The following is a 26,321-nucleotide window of genomic DNA, read 5'->3' on the forward strand; positions in this document are numbered from 1 at the left end:
CCATGTGAATCGTTCACGCCGGATGACTATGCCGCTGGCCCCGATGGAAGCCCTACTCGCCGCCGAGCTGCCCGAGGGCGACGGCTGGCAGTTCGAGCCCAAGTGGGACGGCTTCCGCTGCCTTGCCCGCCGCGACGGAGCAGAGATCACGCTCACCTCCAAGTCGGGCAAGCCGCTCGGCCGCTACTTCCCCGAAGTGATCGACATCCTAGCTCGAGTGAAGGCAAAACGCTTCCTGCTCGACGGCGAGCTCATCATTCCATTGAGCCACGCGCTGTCGTTCGAAGCGCTGCAGCTGCGGCTGCACCCGGCCGAGAGCCGCGTCCGCCGGCTCGCCAAGGAAACTCCGGCCGAGCTGATGCTGTTCGACCTGCTCGAACTGGACGGCAAGAGGCTGACCGGTAAGCCGCTTGTCGAGCGCCGCGATGCGCTCGAGCGCTTCTTCGCGAAGAACGTTGTGCTGGGGCTTCAGCTATCGCCTGTGACGCAAAACCGCGATGTCGCCACCGATTGGCTGAAGCGCAGCGGCGGGGCGCTCGACGGCGTCATCGCCAAGCGGCTGGACGATTCCTATCACCCCGGCGAGCGGGCGATGATCAAGGTCAAGCAACAGCGGACGGCCGACTGCGTGGTCGGCGGCTTTCGCTATGCCGAGAAGAAAAAGGTCGTGGGGTCGCTGTTGCTCGGCCTCTACGACGACCACGGCTTGCTTCATCACGTCGGCTTCACGTCCGCAATTCCGGCGAAGGAGCGGCCCCGGCTGACGAAGGATCTCGAGAAGCTGGTGGAGGCGCCGGGCTTCACCGGCAATGCACCCGGCGGACCGAGCCGCTGGAACACCGAGCGCACCACGCAATGGCAGCCGCTCAGGCTGGAGCTGGTGGTCGAGGTCAAATACGACCAGGTCACCGGCCGCCGCTTCCGCCACGGCACCGGCTTCGTCCGCTGGCGCCCCGACAAGGACCCGAGGCAATGCACGTTCGATCAGCTCGCGCCCGAGCTCAAGCCGTCCGAGCTCAAGGAGCTGTTCGGGAAATGAGCTTGCTGTTCCACGAGCCGCTGATCGCCGGCCTCGATTATCGAGAGGAGCTGATCAGCCGAGCCGAGGAGCAGGCGCTGATCGCGCGACTGGAGCAGCTCGATCTGACCCCTTTTCGCTTCCATGGCTGGCTCGGCAACCGCAAGACGCAGAGCTTCGGCTGGCGCTACGATTTCGACGACTCCTCCTTCGCCCCGGGTGAGCCGATCCCCGACTGGCTCGTCCCGCCTCGCGAGAAGGCTGCCGCTTTCGCCCGCCTGGAGGCGCGGGATTTCGCGCATGTCCTACTCGCCCGCTACGATCCCGGAGCGGGCATCGGCTGGCATCGCGACCGCGACGTATTCGACCAGGTCGTCGGCATCTCGCTCGCCACGCCCACCATTCTTCGCTTCCGCCAGCGAACCGCAACCGGCTTCCGCCGCGCCAGCCTCGAACTCCTGCCGCGCTCGGCTTATTTGCTGTCGGCGGATTCCCGATGGGCTTGGGAGCACCGGATCGTACCCGGCGAGCAACTGCGCTTCTCGATCACTTTCCGAACGCTGTCCGAGAAAGGGCGAAGGATCGCCGCAGGTCAGCGCAACTCGTAGCCGGCGAGGCATTCGGCGACCCAGCGGGCGGCGGTGAGGGCGCTGAGATCGCTCGCATCGAGCGACGGGTCCCATTCGGTGAGGTCGACCACCCTGACCCGGGGATCGGACGCCAGCTTGCGCACCGCCCAGAAGAAATCGTGGGCCGCCATGCCGCCCGGCCGCGCGCCTGGCGCGCCGGGAAGCTGCGCGCGGTCGATGACATCGATGTCGCAGTCGATGACGAGCGCATCGCAGTGGGCGACATGATCGAGCGCGTGCTGGATGGCCTGGGCGATCCCCTGTGCCCGCACGTCGCCGATGGTGATCACCAGGTTTCCGGCGGCGATCGCATCCTCATGCATCGCGCGGCTGTTGGCGAACGGGGCGAGCCCGACCTGGGCGATGTTCGCGCCGGGCAAGCCATCCTCGATCAGCGCGCGGACGGGGTTGCCGTTGCTGAGGCCCTCGTCGAGCTCGCGCATGTCGAAATGCGCGTCGAGCGTGATCAGTCCGATCTCGTCGAGGGCGCCGCCGAGCCCGAGCACCGCCGGCCGTGTAATCGCATTGTTGCCACCGACCAGCAGCGTCAGCGCATGCGCTTCCGTGCTGGCGGCAACTGCCTCACGGATCAGCGGCATCGCCGCTTCGATCGTCGAACCGGGGAGCGCGACGTCGCCGCGGTCGGCGACTCCGGTCGCAAGCTCGCGCCCGGTTTCGACGTCGTACAGCCCGATCCGGCGCAGGGTCCGCCGCAGCAGTGCCGGCGCTTGGTCGCACGCGCCCGGAGTGACCGATCCTACGGCGAGCGGCGCGCCGAGCAGGCCGACCGCCGCCGGCTTCCGCTCGACGATGAGGTCGCTGAGATTGGGCCAGCCCGCCATCGCTTTACGCTAGCATTGCTGCTCGCCTAAGGCGACGCCATGTGGGACCGGCTGCTCGTCGACTGCAAAATCGCGACGCTCCAGGCGCGGCCGGGCGACCCGCTCGGCATCATCGACAATGGCGCGATCGGGATCACCGACGGCAAGATCGTCCGCGTCGGCAAGCGGACCGAGCTTGCCGGCACTCGCGCCAAACAGGTCGACGCGCTCGACGGCGCCTGGGTCACGCCGGGCCTGATCGATTGCCACACCCACCTCGTCTTCGGCGGCAATCGCGCCGACGAGCATGCAATGCTCCGCGCCGGCGCGACCTATGAGGAAGTCGCCAAGGCCGGCGGCGGGATTGCCTCGACCGTCGAAAGGACCAAAGCGGCGTCGGACGACGAGCTGCTTGAGCAGAGCCGGGCCCGCCTCCATGCGCTGATGCGCGGCGGCTGCACGACGATCGAGATCAAGAGCGGCTATGGGCTCGACCCCAAGAGCGAGATCCGGCTGCTCAAGATCGCCGAGTCACTCGGCGAGGGTGAGGCAGTGCGCATCGTTCCGACCCTGCTGGCGCTTCATGCATTGCCCGCCGGCAGCCGGGACCGCCGCGCCCATTATGTCGGCGAGATGATCGACAAGCTGCTGCCCGCGGTAGCGCGCGACCAGCTCGCCGCCAGCGTCGATGCCTATTGCGATACGATCGCCTTCACCCTTGCCGAGACCGAGCGGTTGTTCGCGGCCGCGACCGAGCTCGGCTTGCCGGTCCGGCTCCACGCCGAGCAACTGAGCAACCGCGGCGGTGCGAAGATGGCCGCGCGCTACAAAGCGCTGTCGGCAGATCACCTCGAGCATATCGACGAGGCGGGGGTCGAAGCGATGGCGCAGGCGGGGACTGTCGCCGTGCTGCTCCCGGGCGCCTTCTACGCCCTCCAGGAGACCAAGAAGCCGCCAATTGACTTGTTCCGCGCGCACGGCGTGCCGATGGCCGTTGCGACCGACTGCAACCCGGGCACGTCCCCACTATTGTCGCCGACGCTGGCAATCAACATGGCGTGCACCTTGTTCGGGCTGACCCCCGAAGAAGCGCTAGCCGGGATGACCGTCAACGCCGCGCGCGCGCTCGGGCTCGAGCTCGAAATCGGCACCATCGCGACGGGCAAGATCGCGGACCTCGCCGTGTGGCGTCTGGAGAGCCTGACCGAGCTCGGCTACTGGATCGGCTTGCCGGGACCGGAGAGGAGGATTTTCGCCGGTGTCGACGGCTAGGCTCGCGGCGGCGCTGGTCGCGATTGTCTGCTGGGTCGGCCTCGCCGCTCAATTCGCGGTGACCTACGGCCAGCAGCACGACGTCATCGCGTCGCTGTGGATCATCGCGCGCTTCTTCACCATTCTCGCCAACCTCGTTCTCGCCGCGACCATGAGCCGGGTCGCGACCGGCGGCCGCGTTTCGGCGAGCGTGCTTGGCGGCGTGACGCTGGCGATCCTGCTCGTCGGGATCGTGTACTTCTTCCTGCTCCGTGGACTTCACACCCTAAGCGGCCTTGCACTCGTCGCCGACACCCTGCTCCACAAAGTTTCGCCGGTGGCGATGGCCCTATGGTGGCTACTGTTCGCGCCCCGCGCGAAGCTGCGGTGGAGCGCGCCGATCTGGTGGTCGGCCTTTCCCGTCGCCTACCTCGTCTATGCGCTCGCGCGCGGGCATTTCGACCACAAATACCCCTATCCGTTCCTGGACGTCGGCAAGCTCGGCTGGACCCAGGCCGCGCTGAACGTCGGCGGGATCGCGCTCGGCTTCATCCTGGCCGGCTTCGCGCTGATGTGGTTCGATCGTTGGCGTCCCCTTGGGTCGAGCCCCTCCACCCGCTAGAGCGGCTGCGTAATGACCGGACGACGGGATAACAGCCGCCATATCCGCGCCCGGCGCGGGAGCGACATCGTGGCCAAGAGCTGGGCCACCGAAGCCGCGGTACGGATGCTCATGAACAATCTCGACGAGGAGGTCGCCGAGGACCCCCAGAGCCTGGTCGTCTACGGCGGCATCGGCCGTGCCGCGCGCAACTGGGAGTGTTTCGACAAGATCGTCGAGACCCTGGAGCGGCTGGAGGAGGACCAGACCCTGCTCGTCCAGTCGGGCAAGCCGGTCGGGGTGTTCCGCACCCACCGCGATGCACCCCGGGTCCTCATCGCCAACTCTAATCTCGTGCCCAAATGGGCCAATTGGGAGGTGTTCAACGAGCTCGATCGCAAGGGCCTCATGATGTACGGCCAGATGACCGCCGGCAGCTGGATCTACATCGGCACGCAGGGCATCGTCCAAGGCACCTACGAGACCTTCGTCGAGATGGGCCGCCAGCATTATGGCGGCGACCTCAAGGGCAAATGGATCCTGACCGCCGGCCTCGGCGGCATGGGCGGCGCGCAACCGCTGGCGGCGGTGATGGCCGGCGCCCACTGCATCGCCATCGAGGTTCAGGAAAGCCGGATCGAGAAGCGGCTCGAGACCCGCTACGTCGATCGCCGCGCGACCGGCATCGACGAGGCGTTGGAGATCATCCGCACCGCGGAGGAGCCGACCAGCGTCGGCCTGCTCGGCAATGCCGCGGAGATCATCCCCGAGATGCTGGGGCGCGGCATCCGCCCCGATGCGCTCACGGATCAGACCAGCGCGCACGACCCGGCCAACGGCTACTGTCCCGCGGGCTGGAGCGTCGCCAAGTGGCAAGAGATGCGCGAGCGCGACCCGGCCGAAGTCGCCGCCGCGGCGCGGGAGTCGATCGCCGCCCATGTCGAAGCGATGCTCGCCTACAAGGACATGGGCGTCCCCACCTTCGATTACGGCAACAACATCCGCCAGGAGGCGCTCGATGAGGGCGTGACCCGCGCCTTTGACTTCCCTGGCTTCGTTCCGGCTTATGTGCGGCCCTTGTTCTGCCGGGGCATCGGCCCGTTCCGCTGGGTCGCGCTATCGGGCGATCCCGAGGACATCTATCGCACCGACGCCAAGGTGAAGGAGCTGATTCCCGACGACCCGCACCTCCACCGCTGGCTCGACATGGCGCGCGAACGGATCGCCTTTCAGGGTCTTCCCGCGCGGATCTGCTGGGTTGGCCTCGGCCAGCGCCACCGGCTCGGCCTCGCTTTCAATGAGATGGTGCGCAGCGGCGAAGTCTCCGCCCCGATCGTCATCGGCCGCGACCATCTCGACAGCGGCAGCGTCGCCTCCCCCAACCGCGAGACCGAGAGCATGAAGGACGGCAGCGACGCGGTCAGCGACTGGCCGCTGCTCAATGCCTTGCTCAACACCGCCTCAGGGGCGACCTGGGTCTCGCTGCACCACGGCGGCGGGGTCGGCATGGGCTATTCGCAGCACGCCGGAATGGTCATCGTCGCCGACGGCACCGACGACGCCGCGCGGCGGCTGGAGCGCGTGCTGTGGAACGACCCCGCCACCGGCGTCATGCGCCACGCCGACGCCGGTTACGAGATCGCCATAGACTGCGCCCGCGAGCAGGGCCTCGATCTGCCCATGATTCCCTAATCGTCATCCCCGCGAAAGTGGGGACCCAGTCTTTTTGTTTGCTAGGTTGCGCTTTCGCGGGAATGACGAAAGAGAATGTTAAAACTCAATCCTGAAAACATCTCGCTCGACCAACTCCGCCGGCTGTGGGCCGGGGCCGAAGCGTCACTCGACGACGCATCGATGCAGCGCGTCTCCGAAGCCGCAGCCTCGGTCGACCGCATCGTCGCCGGCGGCGAGACGGTCTATGGCGTCAACACCGGGTTCGGCCTGCTCGCCAACACGCGCATTCCCGACGACCGCCTCGCGGAGCTCCAGACCAACTTGATCCTGTCGCACAGCGCCGGCCTTGGCGATCCGCTGCCGCGCCACGTCACGCGGCTGATGATCGTGTTGAAGCTGCTCGGTCTCGGCCGCGGCTATTCTGGCGTCCGCCCGCTTGTGATCGAGACGCTCCAGGCGCTGCTCGACCGGGACGCGATGCCGCTCATTCCCTCGCAGGGCAGCGTCGGGGCATCGGGCGATCTTGCGCCCCTAGCGCACCTCATCTCGGCGCTGATGGGTTATGGCCGGATCGACGTTGCGGGCGACATCCTGGGGGCTGGCGATGCGCTCAAGCGCATTGGCCTCGAGCCGCTTCAGCTCGGCCCGAAGGAAGGCCTCGCACTCATCAACGGCACGCAGGCGAGCACCGCCTTGGCGCTCGACGCTTTGTTCCAAGGGGAGCGGGTGTTCGCGGCCGCGATCGCCGCCGGCGCGCTGTCGGTGGATGCGCTCAAAGGATCGGGCAAGCCGTTCGACCCGCGCATTTCCGAGCTTCGTGGCCAGCCCGGCCAGATTCGGGTCGCCGCCGCGATCCACGGCTTGCTGGACGGCAGCGAAATCCTGACCTCGCACGTCGCCTGCAGCCGCGTGCAGGATCCCTACAGCTTCCGCTGTCAGCCGCAGGTGATGGGTGCCTCACTCGACTTGCTGATCAATGCGGCGCGGACCCTGACCATCGAAGCGGGCGCGGTGACCGACAATCCGATCGTCTTCCCCGATGAGGACAAGGCCATTTCAGGCGGGAACTTCCATGCTCAGCCGGTCGCCTTTGCCGCCGACATCATTGCCATCGCCCTGTGCGAGGTCGGCAGCATCTCCGAGCGCCGGGTCAGCGTCCTCGTCGATCCCAAGATGAGCGGCCTGCCCGCCTTCCTGACGGAGGATTCGGGGGTGAACTCGGGCCTGATGATCCCGCAGGTCACCGCCGCCGCGCTGGTCAGTGAGAACAAGAGCCTCGCCTTCCCCGCGAGCGTCGATTCAATTCCGACCTCGGCCGGTCAGGAGGACCACGTGTCGATGGCGCCGATCGCCGCGCGCAAGGCGGGGACGATCGCGCGCAATGCCGCGGGCGTGATCGCGGTCGAGCTGATGGCCGCGGCCGAGGGCATCGACTACCACGCGCCCTTGAAGACCTCCGAAAAGCTGCAAGCGATCCATGCGCAGGTGCGCGCGCTATCGCCGCACTTCACCGCCGACCGCTATTGGGCCGACGAAATCAGCGGGCTTCAGGCGGCCGTGCTGGCTGGGTCCATCGGCGCGGAGGGAGTCGCGCTCAGCTGACGCGCGTCCACCGCTGTTCCTTGCAGAACAGCCCCATGACCGCGCAGCCCTTCACCACCATGACGTTGGGGCCGACCTGGTGGACGGTCGCCGATCCGCTGATGCCGCGCTTGGGCTCGTAGGCGCGGCCTTTGTAGAGCCCGCCGCCCAACGGCTTGAGGTCGCTCAGCACGCGCGCGCCGGCGCCAACGCCTTTTGCACGGTTCTTGGCGTTGGCCCAGCCGACCGTCCCGCAATAAGCCTCGCCGCAGCGCGTCACGTTGACGATGACGCTGCGGTGGGGGTTCGCCCAGCGTCCTTCGAGCGCCGCCTGGGCCGAGGCCATGACGGGAACGGTCGCGGCAACGGCGACCAGCGCGATTTTTGTGAGAATCCGTTTCATGCCGTCGCCTCTAGCCGAATTTTGTGGCGGAAATGGCACGCCGAGCTTGCCTCCAGATGAACCGGAATCAGTGGAAATCGCGGCTTTTGGGGATGATTTCGACGTCCCGTGGGTGGCGCGCGGCGGGCGGCCGCCAGCTTCCTGCGGCGTCGCCGGGGTTGCGGGTGGAGGGCAGGGCCTCGTCGCTCAGGTGGCGCAGCATGTGGCTATCATCCTCGACGCTGCGCGCGATGACATGGATGACGTCGCTGTCCTCATCGCGCTGGACGATGCCGTGCACCGCCATCAGCCGCGCCCCCATGACGATCTTGCGCTGCCTGGCGAACACGTCGGGCCAGACGACGAGGTTGGCGATTCCGGTCTCATCCTCGACGGTGATGAAGACGACGCCCTTGGCGCTGCCCGGCCGCTGGCGGATCAATACCAGGCCGGCCAGCGACAGGCGCTTGCCGTCGCGGATGGTCTTGAGCCGATCGGCGGGGATGAATTTCCGCCCGGCATAATGCTCGCGCAGGAACGCCATCGGATGCGCTTTCAGCGACAGCCGCACGGTCTGGTAATCGTTCACGACATGCTCGGCCAAGGGCATTACCGGAAGCGCCGCGGGCTGCCCTTCCACGCCTTCGTCCGCAGCCTCGGCATGAGCGAACAGCGGCAGGTCGGGCGCCTGGCGGAGCGCGCGCGAATCCCACAGCGCGGCGCGCCGGTCGAGGCCCATCGAGCGGAACGCATCGGCTGCTGCGAGCCGCTGGATCGCGTGGGCCGGGACACGGGCGCGCCGGCGCACGTCCTCGACACTGGCGTAGGGAGGGGCCGCCGCGAGCCGCTCGACATCGGCGCTGCGCAGCCCATCGACCTGACGCAGGCCGAGGCGCATCGCTCCGTCCTCCAGCGTGCAATTCCACTCGCTGCGATTCACGTCTACCTCGCGCACGTCGACCCCATGCTCGTGTGCGTCGCGGACGATCTGCGCGGGCGCGTAAAAGCCCATCGGCTGCGAGTTCAGCAACGCGCAGGCGAAGGCCGCGGGGTATTTCCATTTGAGCCAGCTCGACACGTAGACGAGGTGCGCGAAGCTCGCGGCATGGCTTTCGGGGAAGCCATATTCGCCGAAGCCCTTGATCTGGTCGAAGCAGCGCTGGGCGAACGCGGGGTCGTACCCTCGCCCGACCATCCGCCCGACCATTTTGTCCTCGAGAATGCTGATGTCGCCTTTCGAGCGGAAGGTCGCCATCGCCTTCCTCAGTTGGTTCGCCTCCTCCGAGCTGAACTTCGCCGCGTCGAGCGCGATCTTCATCGCCTGCTCCTGGAAGATCGGCACGCCGAGCGTCCGCCCGAGGATTTTCTCCAGCTCGTCGGGCTCGCCATGCTCGGGATCGGGGCAGGGGAAGGTCACCGCCTCCTTGCCGCTACGGCGCTTCAGGAAGGGATGGACCATGTCGCCCTGGATCGGCCCGGGGCGGACGATCGCGACCTCGATCACAAGGTCGTAGAAGCAGCGCGGGCGGAGGCGCGGCAGCATGTTCATCTGCGCCCGGCTCTCGACCTGGAACACGCCGAGCGAATCCCCTTCGCACAACATGTCGTAAACTTGCGGAACTTCGCGCGGGACGGTCGCCAGCTCCCACCGCTCGCCGTGGTGCTGCTCGATCAAATCGAACGCCTTGCGGATGCAGGTCAGCATGCCGAGCGCGAGCACGTCGATCTTGAGGATGCCCAATTCCTCGATGTCGTCCTTGTCCCATTCGATGAAGGTGCGGTCATCCATCGCGCCATTGCCGATCGGCACCGTTTCGGTCAGCGCCCGCTCGGTCAGAATGAAGCCGCCGACATGCTGCGACAAATGGCGCGGCATGCCGATCAGCTGCTCGGCAAGCTTCATCGTTCGCTTGAGGTGCGGGTCGGAAAGGTCGAGCCCGGCGTCGTTCGCGCGCGCATCCTCGAGCTCGGGGTCCATGCTGCCCCAGATGGTCGAGGCGAGCGCGGCGCAAATGTCTTCGCTGAGGCCCATCACCTTGCCCACTTCGCGGATCGCCGAGCGCGGGCGATAGTGGATCACGGTCGCGGCGATCCCAGCCCGCTCGCGGCCGTATTGCTGATAGATGTGCTGGATCACCTCCTCGCGCCGCTCGTGCTCGAAGTCGACGTCGATGTCGGGCGGCTCGCGCCGCTCTTCGGAGATGAAGCGCTCGAACAGGAGCTCGTTGACCGAGGGATCGACCGCGGTGATGCCTAGGCAATAGCAGACCGCGCTGTTGGCCGCCGAGCCGCGGCCCTGGCACAGGATCGGCGGATCGAGGCTGCGGGCGAAGGCGACGATGTCGTGGACCGTCAGGAAATAGCGCGCGAAGTCGAGCTTCGCGATCAGCGGGAGCTCGTAATTGAGCTGCTTCAGCACCTTGGCGGGAATGCCGTCGGGCCAGTGCTCCTTCGCGCCCTCCCAGGTCAGCTGTTCCAGATAGTCTTGCGGCGACTTGCCGTCGGGCACCGTCTCCCTCGGATATTCGTAGCGCAGCTCGTCGAGGCTGAAATGCAGCAAGTCGGCGAACTCGCGGGTCGCCGAAATCGCGTGCGGCCAGCGCGCGAACAGCCGCGCCATCTCCTCGGGCGATTTCAAATGTCGCTCGGCATTGGGGTTGAGCAGATAGCCGGCGGTCGCGATCGTCACTTTCTCGCGGATGCAGGTGACGACGTCCTGCAGCGGCCGCCGCTCGGGCGCGTGGTAATATACGTCGTTGGTCGCGAGGATCGTACAGTCGTGGCGGTTCGCCAGGCGATCGAGCCGCTCGATCCGCGCGGCATCGCCGCCGCGATAGGGCCAGCTCGCGGCGATGTGGCGGAGTGAGGGAATGGCGTCGCGCAGCCGTGGCAGCTCGGCTTCGAAGGCGCCGAGATCGTCTTGCGGCCAGGCGATGAAAGCGATGCCCTCGGCGTGCGCCGCGACGTCCGCGAGGCTCAGCTCGCACTCGCCCTTCTCCGCGCGCATCTTGCCGAGGCTGAGCAGCCGCGACAATCGCCCGTAGCCGTCGCGGTCGATCGGGTAAGCGAGCAGGCTGGGCGCGTCGGCCAGGTCGAGCCGGCAGCCGATCAGCGGCCTCAACCCGGCGCCGGTGCAGGCGCTGTGCATCCGGACCACCCCGGCCAGCGTGTTGCGGTCGGCAATGCCGATCGCGTCATAGCCTTGGCCCAAGGCCGTCATCACCAGCTCGATCGCGTCCGATGCTCCGCGCAGGAAGGAGAACGGCGAGCTGACGCCGAGTTCCACATAGGGTGATGGGCTCGCCGGCGGCGGCGGCATGTCCGCCCGCCGCACCAGCTTCAACCGTGAGAATCCGGGCCTTTCGGGCATCACCCAAACAACCCGTGGATGAACCAATTGGGCAACCCGCCGCGGCCGTCCCCGATCACGCCTTCGCGGTAGATCCAGTAGCGGCGGCCGGTCGCATCCTCAACGCGGTAATAATCGCGCAGCCGGGCCGAGGACGGCTGGCGCCACCATTCGGGCGCGATCCGCTCGGGCCCCTCGGCGCGGGCGATGTCATGCACCGCGCGCCGCCACACGAACCGCCGCGGCATGCCTTCGGGAGTCGCGTAGATGACGTCGATTGCCTCGGGCCGGTCGAGCAGGTGCTGCGGTCTTGCCGTCATTGCGAGCCCCGAAGGGGCGCGGCAATCCAGCTTTCTCTTGTCTGGATTGCTTCGCTTCGCTCGCAATGACGAAACAGCCGCCACCCACCCGCTCGCCCGCTCGGGCACATGGCTTTCCTCCGCCTGCGGCCGGCGCACCGCGCGCGGCCCGAGCTTGACCGTCAGCCGGTCGACCAGCCGGGCGATATCGCGTGTCCCGGAGGGCTCTTCGACCAGGCTGTCCTGCGCCGCGCCCAGGTCTTCGGTCCAGTCGGCCTGCAGCGCGAAGGCATCGAAGCCGAATTCGGGATCGAGCGTCGCCGCCTTATCGGAGAGCAAGCGATTGAGGTGCTTTGGGTCGCGGCTGGCAATCGAGGTTGCGACCGAGGCCACCGCGACGCTGCCGTCGACGCGAAAGCCCATCAGCGACAGCCGCCGCGCGCCGAGGTGGCGCTCCTGCAGCTCGCGGACGAGCCTGGGGATCAACCGTTCGAGCGCCTGCGCGGCGGCTTCGGGGTGCGTCGCCGGTTCTTCCAACCGAAGCGCGGCGCGCGGGGGCGGATCGACCGGCGCGGCGGTCAGCGGTTCGTCCTTGCGTCCCGTCAGCCGGTCGAGTGCATCGACGACATCCTCGCCGCCGCGGAAACGCCGGGCCAGCGCCAGCCTTGGCATGTCGAGCAGCGCGCCGATCGTCTTCAGCCCCAACCGCTCAAGCGTGCGCGCCGTGTCGGGGGCGAGGCGGAGGGCGGAGACGTGCAGCGATGGGAGCTGCTCCGGTAGCCCCTCTCCCGCAGAGCGGCTGCATCTCGCCAGCGCCCAGGCCGCTGCCGCAGTCGGAGCGATCGCCGTGCGCACCGTCACTCCGATCCTCGCAAAGCATCGTTCGATATCGCGCACCAGCCCACGCTCACCCCCGAACAAATGCGCGACTCCGGTCACGTCGAGCCGCAGCGCATCGGCCCCATCCACCTCGACCAGCGGCGACCAGCGCCCGGCCCAGCGCGCGAGCGTGGCGACCAGCGCTGCGTCGCCTTGGGGGTCGGCGGGGACTGCGATCAGGCTCGGCTCGAGCGCGCGCGCGTCGGTCAGCCGCGCGCCGGCTTGAGCGCCGCGTGCCGCCGCCGCCTGGGTCACCGCGTGGATCAGGAGTCCGTGCGGCCCTTCGACGGTGAGGACGACCGGAGCGTCAGGCTCGCAATCGCTCGACTTCGCCCAGCGCTCGATCGCCAGATGCGGCAACCAGATGGAAATGATCCGCCTCACAGGCGATACTCCAGCGGCCGGGCGGAGCCCCACGCGCGCGGAACAGCTCGGCGTCCCAGGCCGGCAAGCCCGGCGCCCGCCCGTCGAGCGAATTGAGCAACGACGGTGCGGATCCGATCCGCCAGCGCATCCGCGCACCGCTCAGATTCGCGATGCCGCCGAGCCGCACCAGCCAGCAGGGCGTGCCGCTGCGCTCCGACGCGACCGCCAGCCGCCGCGTCGCGGTGAAGTCGAGCGCGCGCGGGTCGCCCCACAATTCGCCGATCACGGCCGAAAGGCAGGCGCATCTTACCCCTTCCTCCATCGCCCACAGCGCGTCTTTGGCGTCGCGCGCCTCGACGTGAATGAGGTTTTGGCTGGGCAGGCCGGGCGGGTGGACCCGCCCGCTTTCGAGGATCGCCATCCGGTCCTGGATCCACAGTAATGGTTTGTCCCGGTCGAGCTGGGCGAGCAGGAACCCGGCCCAGCCGCCGTCGCGAGGGTGCGCGGCGAAGATTTCGGACAGGGTGGGGCTGGACGGAGCAGGCAGGTGCCAGCGCTCGTCCAACCCCGTGGGGAGACGATCAGGTAAGGCCGGCCGGACCTGCGCGGAGACAGCTCCGCCGGCGACCAAAGACAAGCCTTTCGCCACACGACTCACAACGCTCATGTTCTACTTTTGTTCTTATCTCGCGAGTCCGCTCACGGAGTCAATCGCGCGACTCGGGTCCAAGCCATTTCGCCGCCCTTCTTGCGAGCCGCCGAGCTGACCAGGCCCTCGACAAACAAACGGGTGCAACGGTCCCAGCTATAATGCGTCGCCTCGGTCGCGGCGGCGCGGCGATCGGCGGTCCGCGTCCGCGCTACCGCCTTGGCAAGATCCTCGTCCACCGCGCCAATGCATGCCGATCCGCCGTGGATTCCACATCCGTCGCCGCCGAGGATATCGATGGGCCCGGCCACCGGATAAGCCGCGACTGGAAGGCCGCAGGCCAGGGCTTCGATATTGACCAGGCCGAACGTGTCGGTGCGGCTGGGAAACACGAACACATCGGCAGCCGTATAGGCAGAGGCCAGCTCCGCCCCATGCTTGGGACCGAGGAACAGCACGTCGGGATAGGCTTCCCTCATCCTTTCAAGCGCCGGCCCGCCCCCGACCACGACCTTGCTGCCTTCGAGCTCAAGGTCGAGGAACGCCTCGATGTTCTTCTCCGGCGCCACCCGCCCGACGTTGAGGAGGATCGGCCGCGGCAAGCTGGCCATCGCCGGATGCGGCGGAACCTTGGGGTTGAACTGGTCGAGGTCGACGCCGCGCGGCCAGATATGAATCCGTTCGATGCCGCGGGAATTCAGCTCCTCGGCCAAGGACGTCGTTGCCGCAAACGTCCGTTCGGCACAGCCGTGGAAACGGCGCATCATCTTCCACAACCACTGCACCGGGATTCCCGTGCGGATCGAGACATAATCCGGAAAGCGCGTGTGGAAGGCGGTCGTGTAGCTGCGCTCATTCCTGATGCACCAGCTGCGGGCCGCCCAGCCGATCGGTCCTTCAGTCGCGATGTGGATGCTGTCGGGCTGAGTCTCGGTGAGGATTTTGCGCACCTTTCGTCCGCAGGCCAGCGACAGGCGGATTTCGGGGTAGGTCGGGCAGGGCACCGTGACGAAGCGCGACGGCTCGATGACTTCGACTTCGTGGCCGCTTCGGCGCAGCCCCTCCACCGTGGTTGAAAGTGAACGAACGACGCCATTGACCTGCGGATGCCAGGCATCCGATGCGAGCGCGATCCTCACGCGGCCGCTTGCTCTTTGCGCTCGGCCCGTGCCAGCTCTGCCTGGGCGCGCCTGTGCTCGGCCCAGTCGATGATCTCCATCCGCCCATTCGAATGCTCGACGAGCGCCGTACAGCTCTCCACCCAATCGCCGTCGTTATAATAGGTCACGGCACCGATCTGCCTGACCTCGGCGGAATGGATATGGCCGCAGACGATACCGTCGGCGCCGCGCTCCGCCGCGGCATGCGCAACCACCTCCTCGAAGCTGGAGATGAACTGGACGGCGTTCTTGACCTTCTTCTTGAGGTGCGCGGCCAAGGACCAATAAGGCAGGCCGCGCTTGCGCCGGATCCAATTGAGGACGCGATTGAGCTGCAGCAGCAGGGTGTAAGCATTGTCACCCAGCAGGGCGAGCCATCTGGCGTAGAGCACGACCCCGTCGAACTCATCGCCGTGCAGGACGAGTAGGCGTCGTCCGTCGGCGGTTGTGTGGATCGCCTCGGGCACCAGCTCGATGCCGCCGAGATTAAGCCCAACATAGCCGCGGAAGGCTTCGTCGTGATTGCCCGGGACATAGATCACGCGCGTCCCGTGCTTGGCCTTTTTCAGCACGCAGCGGACGACGTCGTTGTGGCGCGGCGGCCAGTACCAGCCTTTGCGGAGCTGCCAGCCATCGACGATGTCGCCGACCAGGAACAGCGTTTCGCAATCGGTCGATTTCAGGAAATCGAGCAGCAATTCCGCTTTGCATCCGGCGGTGCCGAGATGGGTGTCGGAAACCCAGATCGTTCGATAGGCGAACTTGGGCCGGGTCGGCTCGAAATGCGCCGGCTCCTCGATCCACGTTGCCGTTGGCGTCCGCGCAAGGCTGGCTGTCCCAGCCGGCACTTTCGCTGCCATTCCGATCCCCTGCGATCATTGTCGATGCGCAAACATTATCGATGAGGGGCAAGACTTGAACGTGACAGAATAGCGACCGCCTGGTGACACGACCAGTGAAGCTAGGCGTAGTCCTCGAGGAACCTTTTTAACTCGCGCACCACGTCGCGCGCTGCGCGTGGCGAAATTGCAAACGCCATGTGATGGCAGTCGAGCTCGGCCTCCTCATCGCGTTCATGATCGAGCCCGCGCGCCGCACGAGGCGCGATCATCCCGTCCCGCCGCGACCAAATTGCCAGGTGCGGGACCGGCGGCTTGTCGGTGATGCGCGGGATCGGAGGGTCGTCGACCGGATGCTTGGCAACCCACTCATAGAGCCGCCACACGTTGTTCTGTCGCGGGTCACCGGAAAAAGGAGTCCCGAGCGTAATGACCGCTTTTACCTGCTCCGGATGGTGCCGCGCATATTCGCGCGCGAAAAGGCCGCCGAGGCTCCAGCCAACGATGACGATGGCCCGGTCATGGCCGAGGCTATGGATGCGCTCCCCGAGCTTTTCGAGCGTGTCCGGCCGCGCGCCAAAGTTCCAGCCTTGCTTCCAGCCGTGCACCCGGAAGCCCGCGCGAGCGAGCTCGCGCCGCAACGAGAAGGTGGTTTGATCACCGCACAGGAAGCCCGGGATCACCAGCACCGGCTGGCCGTCGAGCGGTCCGCGCGGCCCGCGTTTGCGGAACGTCCCGATCATCCGGCCGACGTTCCAGGCGATCTCGCCCAGGTTGCGCGTCGGTGGCGCGTCGTCGCCTTCCCACTCCACGCTCAGAGGAACTCGCCTCCCATCAGCTCCTGCAGCGCCTTGGGCAGCCGCACCCGTCCGTCCTCGGTCTGGTGGTTCTCGAGCAGCGGAACGAGGATGCGCGGGCTCGCGAGTGCGGTGTTGTTGAGCGTGTGGGCGAAGCGCACTTTCCCGTCGCTGCCGCGGTAACGGATGTTGGCGCGCCGCGCCTGCCAGTCGTGCAGCGTCGAGCAGCTATGCGTCTCGCGATATTTGCCGAGGCTCGGGACCCAGCTCTCGATATCGTTCATGCGATATTTGCCGAGGCCCATGTCGCCGGTCGAGGTCTCGATCACCTGATAGGGGATTTCGAGTGCCTGCAGCAGCTCCTCCGCAAGACCGAGCAGCGTCGCGTGCCACTCGGCCGACTGCGCGCCGTCGGCCTCGCAGATCACATATTGCTCGACCTTCACGAACTGGTGGACGCGGAGCAGGCCGCGCACGTCCTTGCCGGCGCTTCCCGCCTCGCGGCGGAAGCACGGCGAGTAACCGGCGTAGAGGATCGGCAGCTTGTCGTGTTCGATGATCTCGCCCGAATGGAGCGAGGTCAGCACTACCTCGGCGGTCCCGGCGAGCCATAGATCGTCGTTGGGTAGCTGGTACGTCTCCTCGCGGTGCCCGGGAAACTGGCCCTGGTTGAGAAAAGCCTGCTCGCGGGCGATCGCGGGCACCGTGATCGGCGTGAAATTCGCAGCGGCGATCTTCTCGAGCGCCCAACCCATCAACTTGGTCTCAAGCAGTGCGAGGCGGCCCTTGAGGCAATAGGTGCGCGATCCCGAAACCTGGGTGACGCGCGACAGATCGCCCCAGTCGTTCTTCTCGATCAGTGCGACATGGTCGAGCGGCTCGAACCCGAAGCTCGGGGGCGAGCCCTCCGTGCGAATGACCGTGTTGTAGCTCTCGTCCGGCCCGACCGGAGCGCCTTCGTAAGGGATGCCCGGAAGCTGAAGCATCAGCAGCGACAGCTCGCCTTCCTTGGCGGCGAGGTCATTCTCCAGCTCCGAGGCGCGGGCGCCTGCCTCCTTGGCCTTGCGGCCGAGCTCGGCCTTTTCCTCCGGCGCCGCTTTCGGGAATTGGGCGCTGATCGCGTTGCGCTCGGCGCGCAGGCGCTCGATCTCGGTCTTCGCTCCACGCACCTCGGCATCGAGCGTCAGCAGCACGTCGAGATCGACGTCCACGCCCTTGTCGCGGATCGCGCGCTCGACCGTGTCCCGGTTTGCCTTGATGAAATCCAGTGCCAGCATGGCCGCGTGCCTAGCCGAGACTAGTCGAAGTGCAAACGCCGGTAGCGGCCGCGAAAATAGAGCAAGGGGTCGAGGCTGGCATCGAAGCTCGCCTTGACCACGCGGCCGACGAGGATGTGGTGATCGCCCCCGTCATAGACCGCGTAATTTTCGCACTCGAACACGCCGAGCGAGTCTTCGAAGATCGGCGCACCCGCTTCCCCGCACGACCAGGGCGTCTGTCCGAAACGGTCCTCGACGCGGGTCGAGAAGGTAATCGAGGCGGGCTGCTGCCCGGTCTGGAGCACGTTGATCGCGAAGTGAGTCGCGCTGGTCAGCGCGGTCGCGCTAGCCGCCTGCTTGTACAGACACACCAGCAGCAGCGGCGGATCGAGCGACACCGAGGTGAAGCTGTTGACCGTCAGCCCCGCGGGCTCGCCGGCTTCGTTGAGGCAGGTGACCACGGTCACTCCGGTCGCGAAGCAGCCAAGCGCATCGCGCAGCGTGCGGGGATCATGTCCGCTGCGATATTCGCCCTTCACCCGCTGATCGGTCATGCTGGGGCTATAACGCCAGCAACCGCTCCCGAGTCAAAGTCATCACATCGGTTATGGTCCCCTCGAGCGACTCCGATACCAGGTAGCGCGGCTGAAAGGCGTCGTGCTTGTAGGGCGTGTCGACCGCTTGCTCGACCGAGAAGGGCACCCGCTCGACCGCCTCGCTCTCCAGGCTGAAATGAGCCTCGCCGAAGCTCGAAGCGAGCCCCGCACCGAGGATTTTCAGCTCGCCTGCTTCCAGTGCCAGCCCGAACTCGACGCTGTGCCAGTAGAGCCGCGCCGCCTTGTGCCCCTGACCGGCGGCGATCGCTGCGCTGCCGAGCTCGCCGATGTGCCGGGTCATGTCGGCATACTCATGGTGCGCGAGCATCGGGATGTGGCCGAACATGTCGTGGAAGCAGTCCGGCGCCTCGAGGTAATCGAGCTGCTCGCGGGTGCGGATGAAATTGCCGACCGGGAACACTTGGCTGGCCAACATGGCGAAGAAGACGTCGTCCGGCACCAGCCCCGGCACCGCGACCGTCCGCCACCCGGTCCGCGGCTCGAGGATCGCGTTCAGCCCCTCGACGTCCGGAACGCCCGGGTGCGACAGGCGCAGCAGGTCGATCCCGTCGAGGAACGGCGACACCACGCGGCTGCCAAGCAGCTCCACCTGCCGCGCGAACAGCAGGTCCCACACCGCATGGTCCTCGGCGGTGAACGCCTCCCAGTTCTGCGGGACAACGTAGCTCTCCCAATCCTCCCCGAGCTCGCTCGGGGAGGGGGACCGTCCGGAGGACGGTGGAGGGGCCTTGTCTTCAATGTCGAGCATTCTTCGTCCTTCTCGTGAGCAATAAAAAACCCGCCGGGCGGGAGCCGAGCGGGTCGAGGTTGGTCGTCTGAGCTATGCGCGCGTCAGCCGGTCCCAACCTCGTCGGGATAGTAATAAACGGCGCTGATCGTGCGGCGGGTCATTGCGCGTCCGTATCTCATTCCAGGCCTGAACGCGCAATGTCTGCTTTCGACCCATTGCGGACATCTGCCGCCTGTGTGACATCTCCCCGCGGGGGCAGAAACATGAGATTCGGCACACTACGGCCGGAGCACGGGTGGCGCGCGTTCGGCACCGAGCTCGTCGTGGTCATCCTGGGTGTGTTGATCGCCCTATGGGCTCAGCAACTTGTGGATCGCTGGCGCTCCCGTGCCGCCGTAGCGGACCTTCGCCAATCCCTGAATATGGAGCTGGGCCAAAGCCTGGACGCATATCGCCTGCGGATCGCGCAGGGCGATTGCGCACGGCGCAGACTGGCCGAGCTTGAGGGCTGGCTGGCGGCGCAGCATAGCGGCAGGCCGACCAAACTCACCAGCCCGATTGATCGCCCGTTGGGGTTCGCGCTCGACACCACCGCTTGGGAACAGGCCGGCGACACGCTGACAAACATGCCCCTCAAACAGCGAATTGCCTATGGCACCATCTACAGTGAGCTCCGCAATTACGACCTGCTGCGTCTGCAGGAGAAAACGGTTTGGATTGGTATCCGTGGGTATGAAGGCGCTGCCGCGATCAGTCCGGAACGTCAGTTCGACTTGCACGCGCTGATCACGCAAGCTCGCGACATCGATCGATCAATTGAACTCAACTGGCAACAAGACCTGCCAAAGGAAGGTGTGAAGCTCGGCGTCAAACTCGACACGACGGATGTCCCAAGCCACTATTGGCGTGATTTGTGTCGGCCCCTGCAAACGAAACCTGCATAGTCGCGCGCGCAGAATATCCGCCACGGCGCGGTGGCAGCCGCCGCTCAGCTGATCGGACCAGCGTCCGCTTTCCACCCATTGCAGACATTAGGCCATTCGGGCAGCTTGATGAGACCATGCCCCGAACGTTCTTGGTCCTAGCCGCAATCGCCTTCGTCACCGGCAGACCCGCTTACGCCGCTAATGGCACGGTCCAAAAGGCGAGATTGATTGGGGTTTGGACCCTAGACGGCGGTTCATGTGAAGGGGACACCGCTGCGATCTACAGAGCTGATGGAACTTACGGGACGTCGGAGACAGAGGGGCGGTGGACGCTTCGCGGGAACCGGCTCTTTACAACGGTTGAAACGCAAGGGGAGGCTGGCGACACGCCAAGAGCCGTCCGACCAGTGCAGAGGAACATTGTTACTTTGGTGCGCGTGACACGCACAATCCGACTAGAGAGGTGGCGGGACGGGTCGCTCCATACGTCTCGTCGATGCGCCACGTGATGTCCGCTTTCCACCCAAAGCAGCCATTACCCGTTGGCCTGAGCAACTGCTAGAGATGGTTCGACACGTTGCCGTACATCGTGTCGATCTTGTCTCCCAGCGCATGAAACGCGCCCAGGGCCGCGATCGCGATCAGCGTGGCGACGAAGGCATATTCGATCGCATTCGCTCCGCGCTCGCATCGCACAATTTGCGTTAATCGTCGCATCGTCCACTCCCTGGTTAACGCGGGCGTGTCCACTCGACCCGGTTCGGGGACGATTCTGCTCTTGAGAAGGCTGCCAAAGGCTTGCCGGCAATGGTTAACCGGCCAGGCGGTTGATCGCCTCCGCGAGAGCCACGTCGCGGTCGGTGACGCCGCCGGCATCGTGGCTGGTCAGGCGGAAATCGACCCGGTTCCAGACGCTGGTGAACTCTGGATGGTGGTCGGCCTTCTCGGCGTGCAGTGCGACCCGGCTTAAGAAGCCGAACGCCTCGCTGAAATCCTTGAACTTGAAGGTCCGCACCAGCGCTTTGCCGCCGTCCTCGAGCGTCCATCCTTCGGGAGCGTCCATCGCGATTCTCCTGTCCTACAAGCCCTGCGTGCGATTATGCCGGCGCCAATGACCCGCTTCCAGCTTCACCCGAAAGCGCCGCCCGCAGCCGCCCTTTCGCGCGCGCCACACGCGCGCACGCGTGGGACCGCTGCGTTTGCTGCGTTTCGGATCGCTTGAAAAGCTGGGACGCGAAGCGCAACTGGCGCGCGAAGGAGAATAGAATGGCCACGCAAGTCGCCGACGAGAATACCGTCACCGGGTTTGCCAACCCGATGGGCACCGACGGCTTCGAGTTCGTCGAATATACCGCGCCGGACATCGAGCTGTTGCGCTCGCTGTTCACCCGGATGGGCTTCCCCGAGGTCGCGCGGCACAAGAGCAAGAACGTCACGCTGCACAAGCAGGCGGACTGCAATTTCATCATCAACGCCGAGCCCGGCTCCTACGCCGAGGATTACGCCAAGGCGCACGGGCCGAGCGCCTGCGCGATGGCGTTCCGGGTCAAGGACGCCAGGGCCGCGCACGAGCGGGCGCTCAAGCTCGGCGCCACCAACATCGAAGTGAGCAAGGGCGACGGCGAGCTCGATATTCCGGCGATCGAGGGCATCGGCGGCTCGCGGCTGTTCTTCGTCGACCGCTACGGCGACAATTCGATCTACGAGGTCGACTTCGACTTCCACCCCGACTGGCAGCAGCGGATGGCGGACGCCGACTCCAAGCTCACCTACATCGACCACCTCACTCACAACGTGAACCGCGGGCGGATGAGCGTCTGGGCCGACTTCTACGAGCGGCTCTTCAACTTCCGCGAGATCCGCTACTTCGACATCGAGGGCAAATCGACCGGTCTGTTCTCCAAGGCGATGACCAGCCCGTGCGGCAAGATCCGCATTCCGTTGAACGAGAGCCAGGACGACAAGAGCCAGATCGAGGAGTTCCTGCGCGAGTACAAAGGCGAGGGCATCCAGCACATCGCGCTCGGGACCTCGAACATCTACGACAGCGTCGACATCATCCGCGCCCGGGGCATTCCGTTCCAGGACACGCCCGACACCTATTACGAGCTGCTGCCCGAGCGCATCCAAGGCCATGACGAGAGCATCCCCGAGCTCGAGAAGCGGCAAATCCTGATGGACGGCGCGCCGACCGAGGGTCAGGGACTGCTGCTGCAGATCTTCACCCAGAACGTGATCGGCCCGATCTTCTTCGAGATCATCGAGCGCAAGGGCAACGAAGGCTTCGGCGAAGGCAATTTCAAGGCCTTGTTCGAGAGCATCGAGCTCGATCAGATGCGCAGGGGCGTGCTCTGACCGAAGCCTACATCTGCGACTACATTCGTACGCCAATCGGCCGCTACGCGGGTGCGCTGTCGAGCGTGCGCGCGGACGACCTCGCGGCGATCCCGATCAGGGCGCTGATCGAGCGCAACCCCGGCGTCGATTGGTCCGAGCTCGACGACGTGATCCTCGGCTGCGCCAACCAGGCCGGTGAGGACAACCGCAACCTAGCGCGGATGGCGGGCCTGCTCGCCGGCTTGCCCGACAGCTCGGGCGGAGTGACCTTGAACCGCCTATGCGGTTCGGGCCTCGACGCGGTGGCGATGGCGGCGCGGGCGATCCGCGGCGGCGAGTCCGAGATGATCATCGCCGGCGGCTCCGAGAGCATGAGCCGGGCGCCGTTCGTCATCGCTAAGGCGACATCCGCGTTCGACCGCAACGTCGAGATGTATGACACCACCATCGGCTGGCGCTTCGTCAATCCGAGGATGAAGGACGCCTACGGCGACGACACCATGCCGAGCACGGGCGAGAATGTCGCGCAGGAGTTCCAGGTGAGCCGAGAAGACCAGGACGCCTTCGCGCTGCGCAGCCAGGACAAGGCGGCGGCAGCGCAAGGCAACGGCCGCCTCGCGGCCGAGATCGTCGCCGTCGAGATTCCGCAGCGCAAGGGCGAGCCAATCGTAGTCGACAAGGACGAGCACCCGCGCGCGACCACGCTCGAAGCGCTGGGCAGGTTGAAACCGATCGTTCGTCCGGATGGGACCGTCACGGCAGGCAACGCCTCGGGCGTCAACGATGGTGCCGCCGCCATCATCATCGCCTCCGAGGAGGCGGCGAAGCGCAACGGCCTGACGCCCCGCGCTCGCGTGCTCGGCGCCGCCGTCGCCGGCGTCCCGCCGCGGATCATGGGCATCGGCCCGGCCCCCGCGACGGAGAAATTGATGAAGCGCCTCGGTCTCAAAATCGCCGACTTCGACGTGATCGAGCTGAACGAGGCGTTCGCCGCTCAGGGGCTCGCGGTGCTCCGCCGGCTGGGCGTCGCCGACGACGATCCGCGCGTGAACCCCAACGGCGGCGCGATCGCGCTCGGCCATCCGCTCGGCATGTCCGGCGCACGCCTCGCGCTGAGCGCCACCGAGGAGTTGCAGCGCAGCGGCGGCAAGCTCGCGCTCGCCACCATGTGCATCGGCGTCGGCCAGGGAATCGCGCTCGCGCTCGAACGGGTGTAACATCCCCGTCATGGCGACTGCGGCCACGATCCTCGACGAAGCGGCCATCATGGCCGCGATCGCCGACGTTCCCGATCCGGAAATCCCGGTTCTGACGGTCGGCGACCTCGGCATCATTCGCGGCTTCGTCGCCAATCCGCCGCGGGTCCGTGTAAGCCCGACCTATACCGGCTGCCCGGCCACCGTGGCGATCGAGCATTCGATCCGCGAGGCGCTCGACAAAGCAGGCTTTCAAGCGGTTCACATCGAGCGGGTGCTGTTCCCGCCCTGGACCACCGAGTGGATCACGCAGCGCGGCCGCGAACGCCTCAAGGCCTATGGGATCGCGCCGCCGAACCCGTCAGCGCTCGCCGAATGCCCGCAATGCGGCTCGGCCGATACCGAGGAGGTCAGCCGCTTCGGCGCCACTCCGTGCAAAGCCCAATGGCGCTGTAAATCCTGCCTGGAGCCATTCGAGCGCTTCAAATGCCACTGAGCGGCTAGCTCACCATTCGGCGAAGCTGCCGTCGGCGGTGCGGAAGATGGGGTTGCGCCAGCGGTGGCGGTCCTTGTCGGCCTCACGCACCGCGGCCTCGTCGATGTCGACGCCGAGGCCCGGGCCTTCCGGCACCGGCAGGTACCCGCCGACCGGGGTCAGCGCCTCCGGGTTGGTGCAGAAGTTCAGAAGGTCGTGCCCGCCGGTATTGTAGTGAATGCCGAGGCTGATTTCCTGGATCGCGTGGTTGGGCGTGCAGGCCGCGATCTGCAGGCAGGCGCCGAGCGCCAGCGGCCCCAGCGGGCAATGCGGCGCGACCGCAATGTCATAGGCCTCGGCCATGGCCGCGATCTTGCGCACCTCGAGGATGCCGCCGGCGTGGCTCAAATCGGGCTGGATGATGTCGACCGCGCCCGCTTCGAAAAAGGGCTTGAAGTCCCACCGGCTGAACAATCGCTCGCCAAGCGCGATCGGGGTCGAGGTCAGCGCGGCGATCTGCGCCAGGCCTTCGGGGTTCTCCGAGAGCAATGGCTCTTCGATGAACAGGAGGCCGAGCGGCTCCAGCGTTTTCGCCAGTTGCTTGGCCAGCGGGCGGTGGACGCGGCCATGGAAATCGAGCCCGACGTCCATGCCCAGCGCCTGAGCCGCTTCGACGCGCTTGATGACGTCGTCGAACAGTTTTGGAGTCCCGATCCAATCGAGGTCAGCGGTGGCGTTCATCTTGACCGCGGTGAAGCCCTGGTTGCGACGAACCTCCGCGGCCTCCGCGATCTCATGCGGCCGATCGCCGCCGATCCAGGCGTAGGAGCGGACCTTGTCGCGCACCTTGCCGCCGAGCATCTGCCAAGCGGGCAGCCCGAGCGCGCGGCCCTTTAAATCCCACAGCGCCTGCTCGAGCCCGGCGAGGGCGCTCATCAGCACCGCGCCGCCGCGGTAGAAGCCGCCGCGGTAACCGACCTGCCAGATGTCCTCGATGTTGAACGGGTCGACGCCGATGAAACGGTCGCGCAGCGCCTCGAACGCCCCGTCGACCGCCTCGGCCCAGCCTTCGAGGCTCGCTTCACCCCAGCCGAAGGCGCCGTCCTCGCTCTCGACGCGGACGAATAGCCAGCGCGGCGGCGCATAGAAGGTCTCGATTCGGCCGATCTTGCGCGTCGTCATGCTTCCTCCGCCTTGGCCGCCTGCGTCCCGCTGCCGCCGAAGCGACGCCCGGCCGCGTCATCGTCATCTTCGTCCGGATGCTCGCCGACGCGCTTGATGGGCACCACGAGGCACACGCTCGAAGCCGGCAGCACGTTGCGCCAGTCGGCGATCAATTGCTTGTACGCCCGGCCGACATTGCGGATCTTGCGGTCGAGATCGAACAGCCCGAGCGGGTTGACGTTGCCGTTCTGCTCGCGAAGCGCGGTGTCCCAGTCGATCTGGTCGGTCAGCGAATACCAGGTGAAGCCCACGGTCGGGATTCCGACGTTGCGCAGCCTCAGAACGTTCGCCCACTCCTTCCACAGCCATTTGACCGCTTCGTCGCCGTGCGGGCCTTCCCACAGGTTGGTCTCGGTGTGCATCACCGGAAGCCGGTAGCGGTTGTAATATTGGCGGGTGATCTCGGAATAGCCGAAGGTCTCGCCGGCGGCGACGGTGTGGCCGTCGGCGAACACGCGGTGCTCGTTGAGCTGGTAATAATCGTTGCCGAGGATGCAATGCTGCTTGAGGCGGTGGTCGAGGAACCACTCATATTCCTCGCGGGTCATCCCGCTATCCAGCAGATATTGGTACATGCCGCTATCGACCCGCCGTCCGTAATTGAGGTCGAGGCTGAGGAACCGCATCTGGTTCAGGACCTCGGCGCGGCCGATCGCGGCGGGCGAATCGGCGTGGTAATATTCCGACGATTCCGACTGGATGAAGATCGCGTCGTGGCGGCGCTTGAGGATCTCGATCATCCCCAGGACATTGGCTTTGACGAGGTGCTTGATCGCGGTGACGAACGAGCGGTCGTCCTTCAACTGCTCGTTCCACCAGCCGTATTTCGCGGAGAACACCGCGCAGATGAACATCTCATTGATCGGGGTGTACAATTGCACCCATGGGAAGCGTTCCGCGAAGGCCCCGGCATAGTCGGAGAACAGCCGAGGGAAATCGGGATTCTGGAAGTTGCCGAGCCAGTCGGGCACGCCGAAATGGCAGAGGTCGACGATCGGCGTGATCTCGCGTCGCTTGAGCTCCGCGAAGGTGAGGTCGGCGAATTCCCAGTCGAACTTGCCCGGCCCAAGGTAAGTCTTGTGGATCGGCGGTCCATAGCGGAGGAAATTGATGCCGATTTCCTGGACGCAGTCGAAGTCCTCGCGCCAACGCTCGTAATGGCCGCAGACGTCCATCTCGTCGATGCGGATCTTGCCGTGGTTGATCGTCGGGATGCTGTTTTCGATCCCGGTCGCGAACATGAAGTTGGCGATGGCCTAGTC

General features: G+C 66.3%; 25 protein-coding genes. 10 read left to right on the forward strand and 15 right to left on the reverse strand.

Features of this window, described 5'->3' with window-relative positions:
• Positions 1–28 precede the first annotated feature (28 nt).
• Both N539_RS14800 and N539_RS0101025 read left to right on the forward strand, forming a co-directional pair.
• The gene (locus N539_RS14800; RefSeq protein WP_269319419.1) at positions 29–1,039 is read left to right on the forward strand and encodes an ATP-dependent DNA ligase; all 1,011 of its coding nucleotides are present in this window, start codon (positions 29–31) and stop codon (positions 1,037–1,039) included.
• Positions 1,036–1,626 (forward strand): alpha-ketoglutarate-dependent dioxygenase AlkB, encoded by a 591-nt coding sequence (locus N539_RS0101025; RefSeq protein WP_028968757.1) that lies wholly within the window; start codon positions 1,036–1,038, stop codon positions 1,624–1,626. The genes N539_RS14800 and N539_RS0101025 overlap by 4 nt, the downstream gene beginning before the upstream one ends.
• On the opposite strand, the gene N539_RS0101030 is transcribed toward N539_RS0101025, so the two are convergent.
• Positions 1,611–2,489 (reverse strand): arginase family protein, encoded by an 879-nt coding sequence (locus N539_RS0101030; RefSeq protein WP_028968758.1) that lies wholly within the window; start codon positions 2,487–2,489, stop codon positions 1,611–1,613. The two genes, N539_RS0101025 and N539_RS0101030, sit on opposite strands and share 16 nt — an antisense overlap.
• Positions 2,490–2,528: 39 nt before the next feature.
• Here N539_RS0101030 and hutI point away from each other — a divergent pair, with 39 nt between their 5' ends.
• The 4 genes from hutI (at position 2,529) to hutH (ending at position 7,596) form a co-directional block, all read left to right on the forward strand.
• Entirely contained in the window at positions 2,529–3,740 is a 1,212-nt protein-coding gene (hutI, locus tag N539_RS14805; RefSeq protein ID WP_037551641.1) for an imidazolonepropionase, read from the forward strand.
• The gene (locus tag N539_RS14810) at positions 3,727–4,341 is read left to right on the forward strand and encodes a Pr6Pr family membrane protein (protein ID WP_037551643.1); all 615 of its coding nucleotides are present in this window, start codon (positions 3,727–3,729) and stop codon (positions 4,339–4,341) included. Before hutI ends, N539_RS14810 begins: the two co-directional genes overlap by 14 nt.
• A 12-nt stretch (positions 4,342–4,353) precedes the next feature.
• The gene (gene hutU / locus N539_RS0101045) at positions 4,354–6,012 is read left to right on the forward strand and encodes a urocanate hydratase (RefSeq protein ID WP_028968759.1); all 1,659 of its coding nucleotides are present in this window, start codon (positions 4,354–4,356) and stop codon (positions 6,010–6,012) included.
• Positions 6,013–6,087: 75 nt separating this feature from the next.
• The gene (gene hutH / locus N539_RS0101050) at positions 6,088–7,596 is read left to right on the forward strand and encodes a histidine ammonia-lyase (RefSeq protein ID WP_037551644.1); all 1,509 of its coding nucleotides are present in this window, start codon (positions 6,088–6,090) and stop codon (positions 7,594–7,596) included.
• Here hutH and N539_RS17510 read toward each other — a convergent pair.
• The 10 genes from N539_RS17510 to N539_RS14840 form a co-directional block, all read right to left on the reverse strand.
• Positions 7,589–7,978, reverse strand: a complete 390-nt coding sequence (locus tag N539_RS17510) for a DUF2147 domain-containing protein (protein WP_051531111.1) — start codon at positions 7,976–7,978, stop codon at positions 7,589–7,591. The two genes, hutH and N539_RS17510, sit on opposite strands and share 8 nt — an antisense overlap.
• 67 nt (positions 7,979–8,045) lie before the next feature.
• A complete protein-coding gene (locus N539_RS0101060) occupies positions 8,046–11,327 on the reverse strand; it encodes an error-prone DNA polymerase (protein ID WP_028968761.1) in 3,282 nt (1,093 codons plus the stop codon).
• A complete protein-coding gene (locus N539_RS0101065; protein WP_197018309.1) occupies positions 11,327–12,868 on the reverse strand; it encodes a Y-family DNA polymerase in 1,542 nt (513 codons plus the stop codon). Before N539_RS0101065 ends, N539_RS0101060 begins: the two co-directional genes overlap by 1 nt.
• On the reverse strand, positions 12,792–13,517 hold the full coding sequence (locus N539_RS18690; RefSeq protein WP_231462803.1) for an ImuA family protein: 726 nt from the start codon (positions 13,515–13,517) through the stop codon (positions 12,792–12,794). The genes N539_RS0101065 and N539_RS18690 overlap by 77 nt, the downstream gene beginning before the upstream one ends.
• Positions 13,518–13,549: 32 nt before the next feature.
• Positions 13,550–14,638, reverse strand: coding sequence for a glycosyltransferase family 4 protein (locus N539_RS14825; RefSeq protein ID WP_051531117.1), 1,089 nt, complete (start codon positions 14,636–14,638; stop codon positions 13,550–13,552).
• A complete protein-coding gene (locus tag N539_RS14830) occupies positions 14,635–15,519 on the reverse strand; it encodes a UDP-2,3-diacylglucosamine diphosphatase (protein WP_081774116.1) in 885 nt (294 codons plus the stop codon). The genes N539_RS14825 and N539_RS14830 overlap by 4 nt, the downstream gene beginning before the upstream one ends.
• A 101-nt stretch (positions 15,520–15,620) precedes the next feature.
• The gene (locus tag N539_RS14835) at positions 15,621–16,310 is read right to left on the reverse strand and encodes an alpha/beta fold hydrolase (RefSeq protein ID WP_051531121.1); all 690 of its coding nucleotides are present in this window, start codon (positions 16,308–16,310) and stop codon (positions 15,621–15,623) included.
• Positions 16,311–16,312: 2 nt separating this feature from the next.
• On the reverse strand, positions 16,313–17,572 hold the full coding sequence (serS, locus tag N539_RS0101090; RefSeq protein WP_028968763.1) for a serine--tRNA ligase: 1,260 nt from the start codon (positions 17,570–17,572) through the stop codon (positions 16,313–16,315).
• Between the two features lie 20 nt (positions 17,573–17,592).
• On the reverse strand, positions 17,593–18,108 hold the full coding sequence (locus tag N539_RS0101095) for a flavin reductase family protein (RefSeq protein WP_028968764.1): 516 nt from the start codon (positions 18,106–18,108) through the stop codon (positions 17,593–17,595).
• 7 nt (positions 18,109–18,115) lie between these two features.
• On the reverse strand, positions 18,116–18,919 hold the full coding sequence (locus N539_RS14840) for a phenylalanine 4-monooxygenase (protein ID WP_051531124.1): 804 nt from the start codon (positions 18,917–18,919) through the stop codon (positions 18,116–18,118).
• Between the two features lie 245 nt (positions 18,920–19,164).
• On the opposite strand from N539_RS14840, the gene N539_RS17515 reads away from it, so the two are divergent.
• Positions 19,165–19,845: a hypothetical protein gene (locus tag N539_RS17515; protein WP_051531126.1), complete on the forward strand. Its 681-nt coding sequence runs from the start codon at positions 19,165–19,167 to the stop codon at positions 19,843–19,845.
• Positions 19,846–20,385: 540 nt separating this feature from the next.
• Here N539_RS17515 and N539_RS18315 read toward each other — a convergent pair.
• Together N539_RS18315 and N539_RS0101120 are read right to left on the reverse strand one after the other, a co-directional pair.
• Complete coding sequence (locus tag N539_RS18315; RefSeq protein ID WP_028968766.1) at positions 20,386–20,544, reverse strand: Flp family type IVb pilin; 159 nt, start codon at positions 20,542–20,544, stop codon at positions 20,386–20,388.
• Between the two features lie 94 nt (positions 20,545–20,638).
• Complete coding sequence (locus N539_RS0101120; RefSeq protein WP_051531129.1) at positions 20,639–20,890, reverse strand: 4a-hydroxytetrahydrobiopterin dehydratase; 252 nt, start codon at positions 20,888–20,890, stop codon at positions 20,639–20,641.
• A 203-nt stretch (positions 20,891–21,093) separates the two neighbouring features.
• Here N539_RS0101120 and hppD point away from each other — a divergent pair, with 203 nt between their 5' ends.
• Genes hppD through paaD form a run of 3 tightly spaced genes read left to right on the forward strand, consistent with a single transcriptional unit; the run spans position 21,094 to position 23,856 of the window.
• The gene (gene hppD, locus N539_RS0101125; protein ID WP_051531284.1) at positions 21,094–22,182 is read left to right on the forward strand and encodes a 4-hydroxyphenylpyruvate dioxygenase; all 1,089 of its coding nucleotides are present in this window, start codon (positions 21,094–21,096) and stop codon (positions 22,180–22,182) included.
• The gene (gene pcaF / locus N539_RS0101130; protein ID WP_028968769.1) at positions 22,179–23,381 is read left to right on the forward strand and encodes a 3-oxoadipyl-CoA thiolase; all 1,203 of its coding nucleotides are present in this window, start codon (positions 22,179–22,181) and stop codon (positions 23,379–23,381) included. Before hppD ends, pcaF begins: the two co-directional genes overlap by 4 nt.
• A 10-nt stretch (positions 23,382–23,391) precedes the next feature.
• Entirely contained in the window at positions 23,392–23,856 is a 465-nt protein-coding gene (paaD, locus tag N539_RS0101135) for a 1,2-phenylacetyl-CoA epoxidase subunit PaaD (RefSeq protein ID WP_028968770.1), read from the forward strand.
• 9 nt (positions 23,857–23,865) lie between these two features.
• On the opposite strand, the gene dgoD is transcribed toward paaD, so the two are convergent.
• Entirely contained in the window at positions 23,866–25,017 is a 1,152-nt protein-coding gene (gene dgoD, locus N539_RS0101140) for a galactonate dehydratase (protein ID WP_028968771.1), read from the reverse strand.
• The gene (locus N539_RS14845) at positions 25,014–26,300 is read right to left on the reverse strand and encodes a family 1 glycosylhydrolase (RefSeq protein ID WP_051531131.1); all 1,287 of its coding nucleotides are present in this window, start codon (positions 26,298–26,300) and stop codon (positions 25,014–25,016) included. Before N539_RS14845 ends, dgoD begins: the two co-directional genes overlap by 4 nt.
• Positions 26,301–26,321 lie beyond the last annotated feature (21 nt).

Origin of the sequence: Sphingomonas sp. URHD0057 (assembly GCF_000620665.1) — a bacterium.
Classification (GTDB): Bacteria; Pseudomonadota; Alphaproteobacteria; order Sphingomonadales; family Sphingomonadaceae; genus Sphingomicrobium.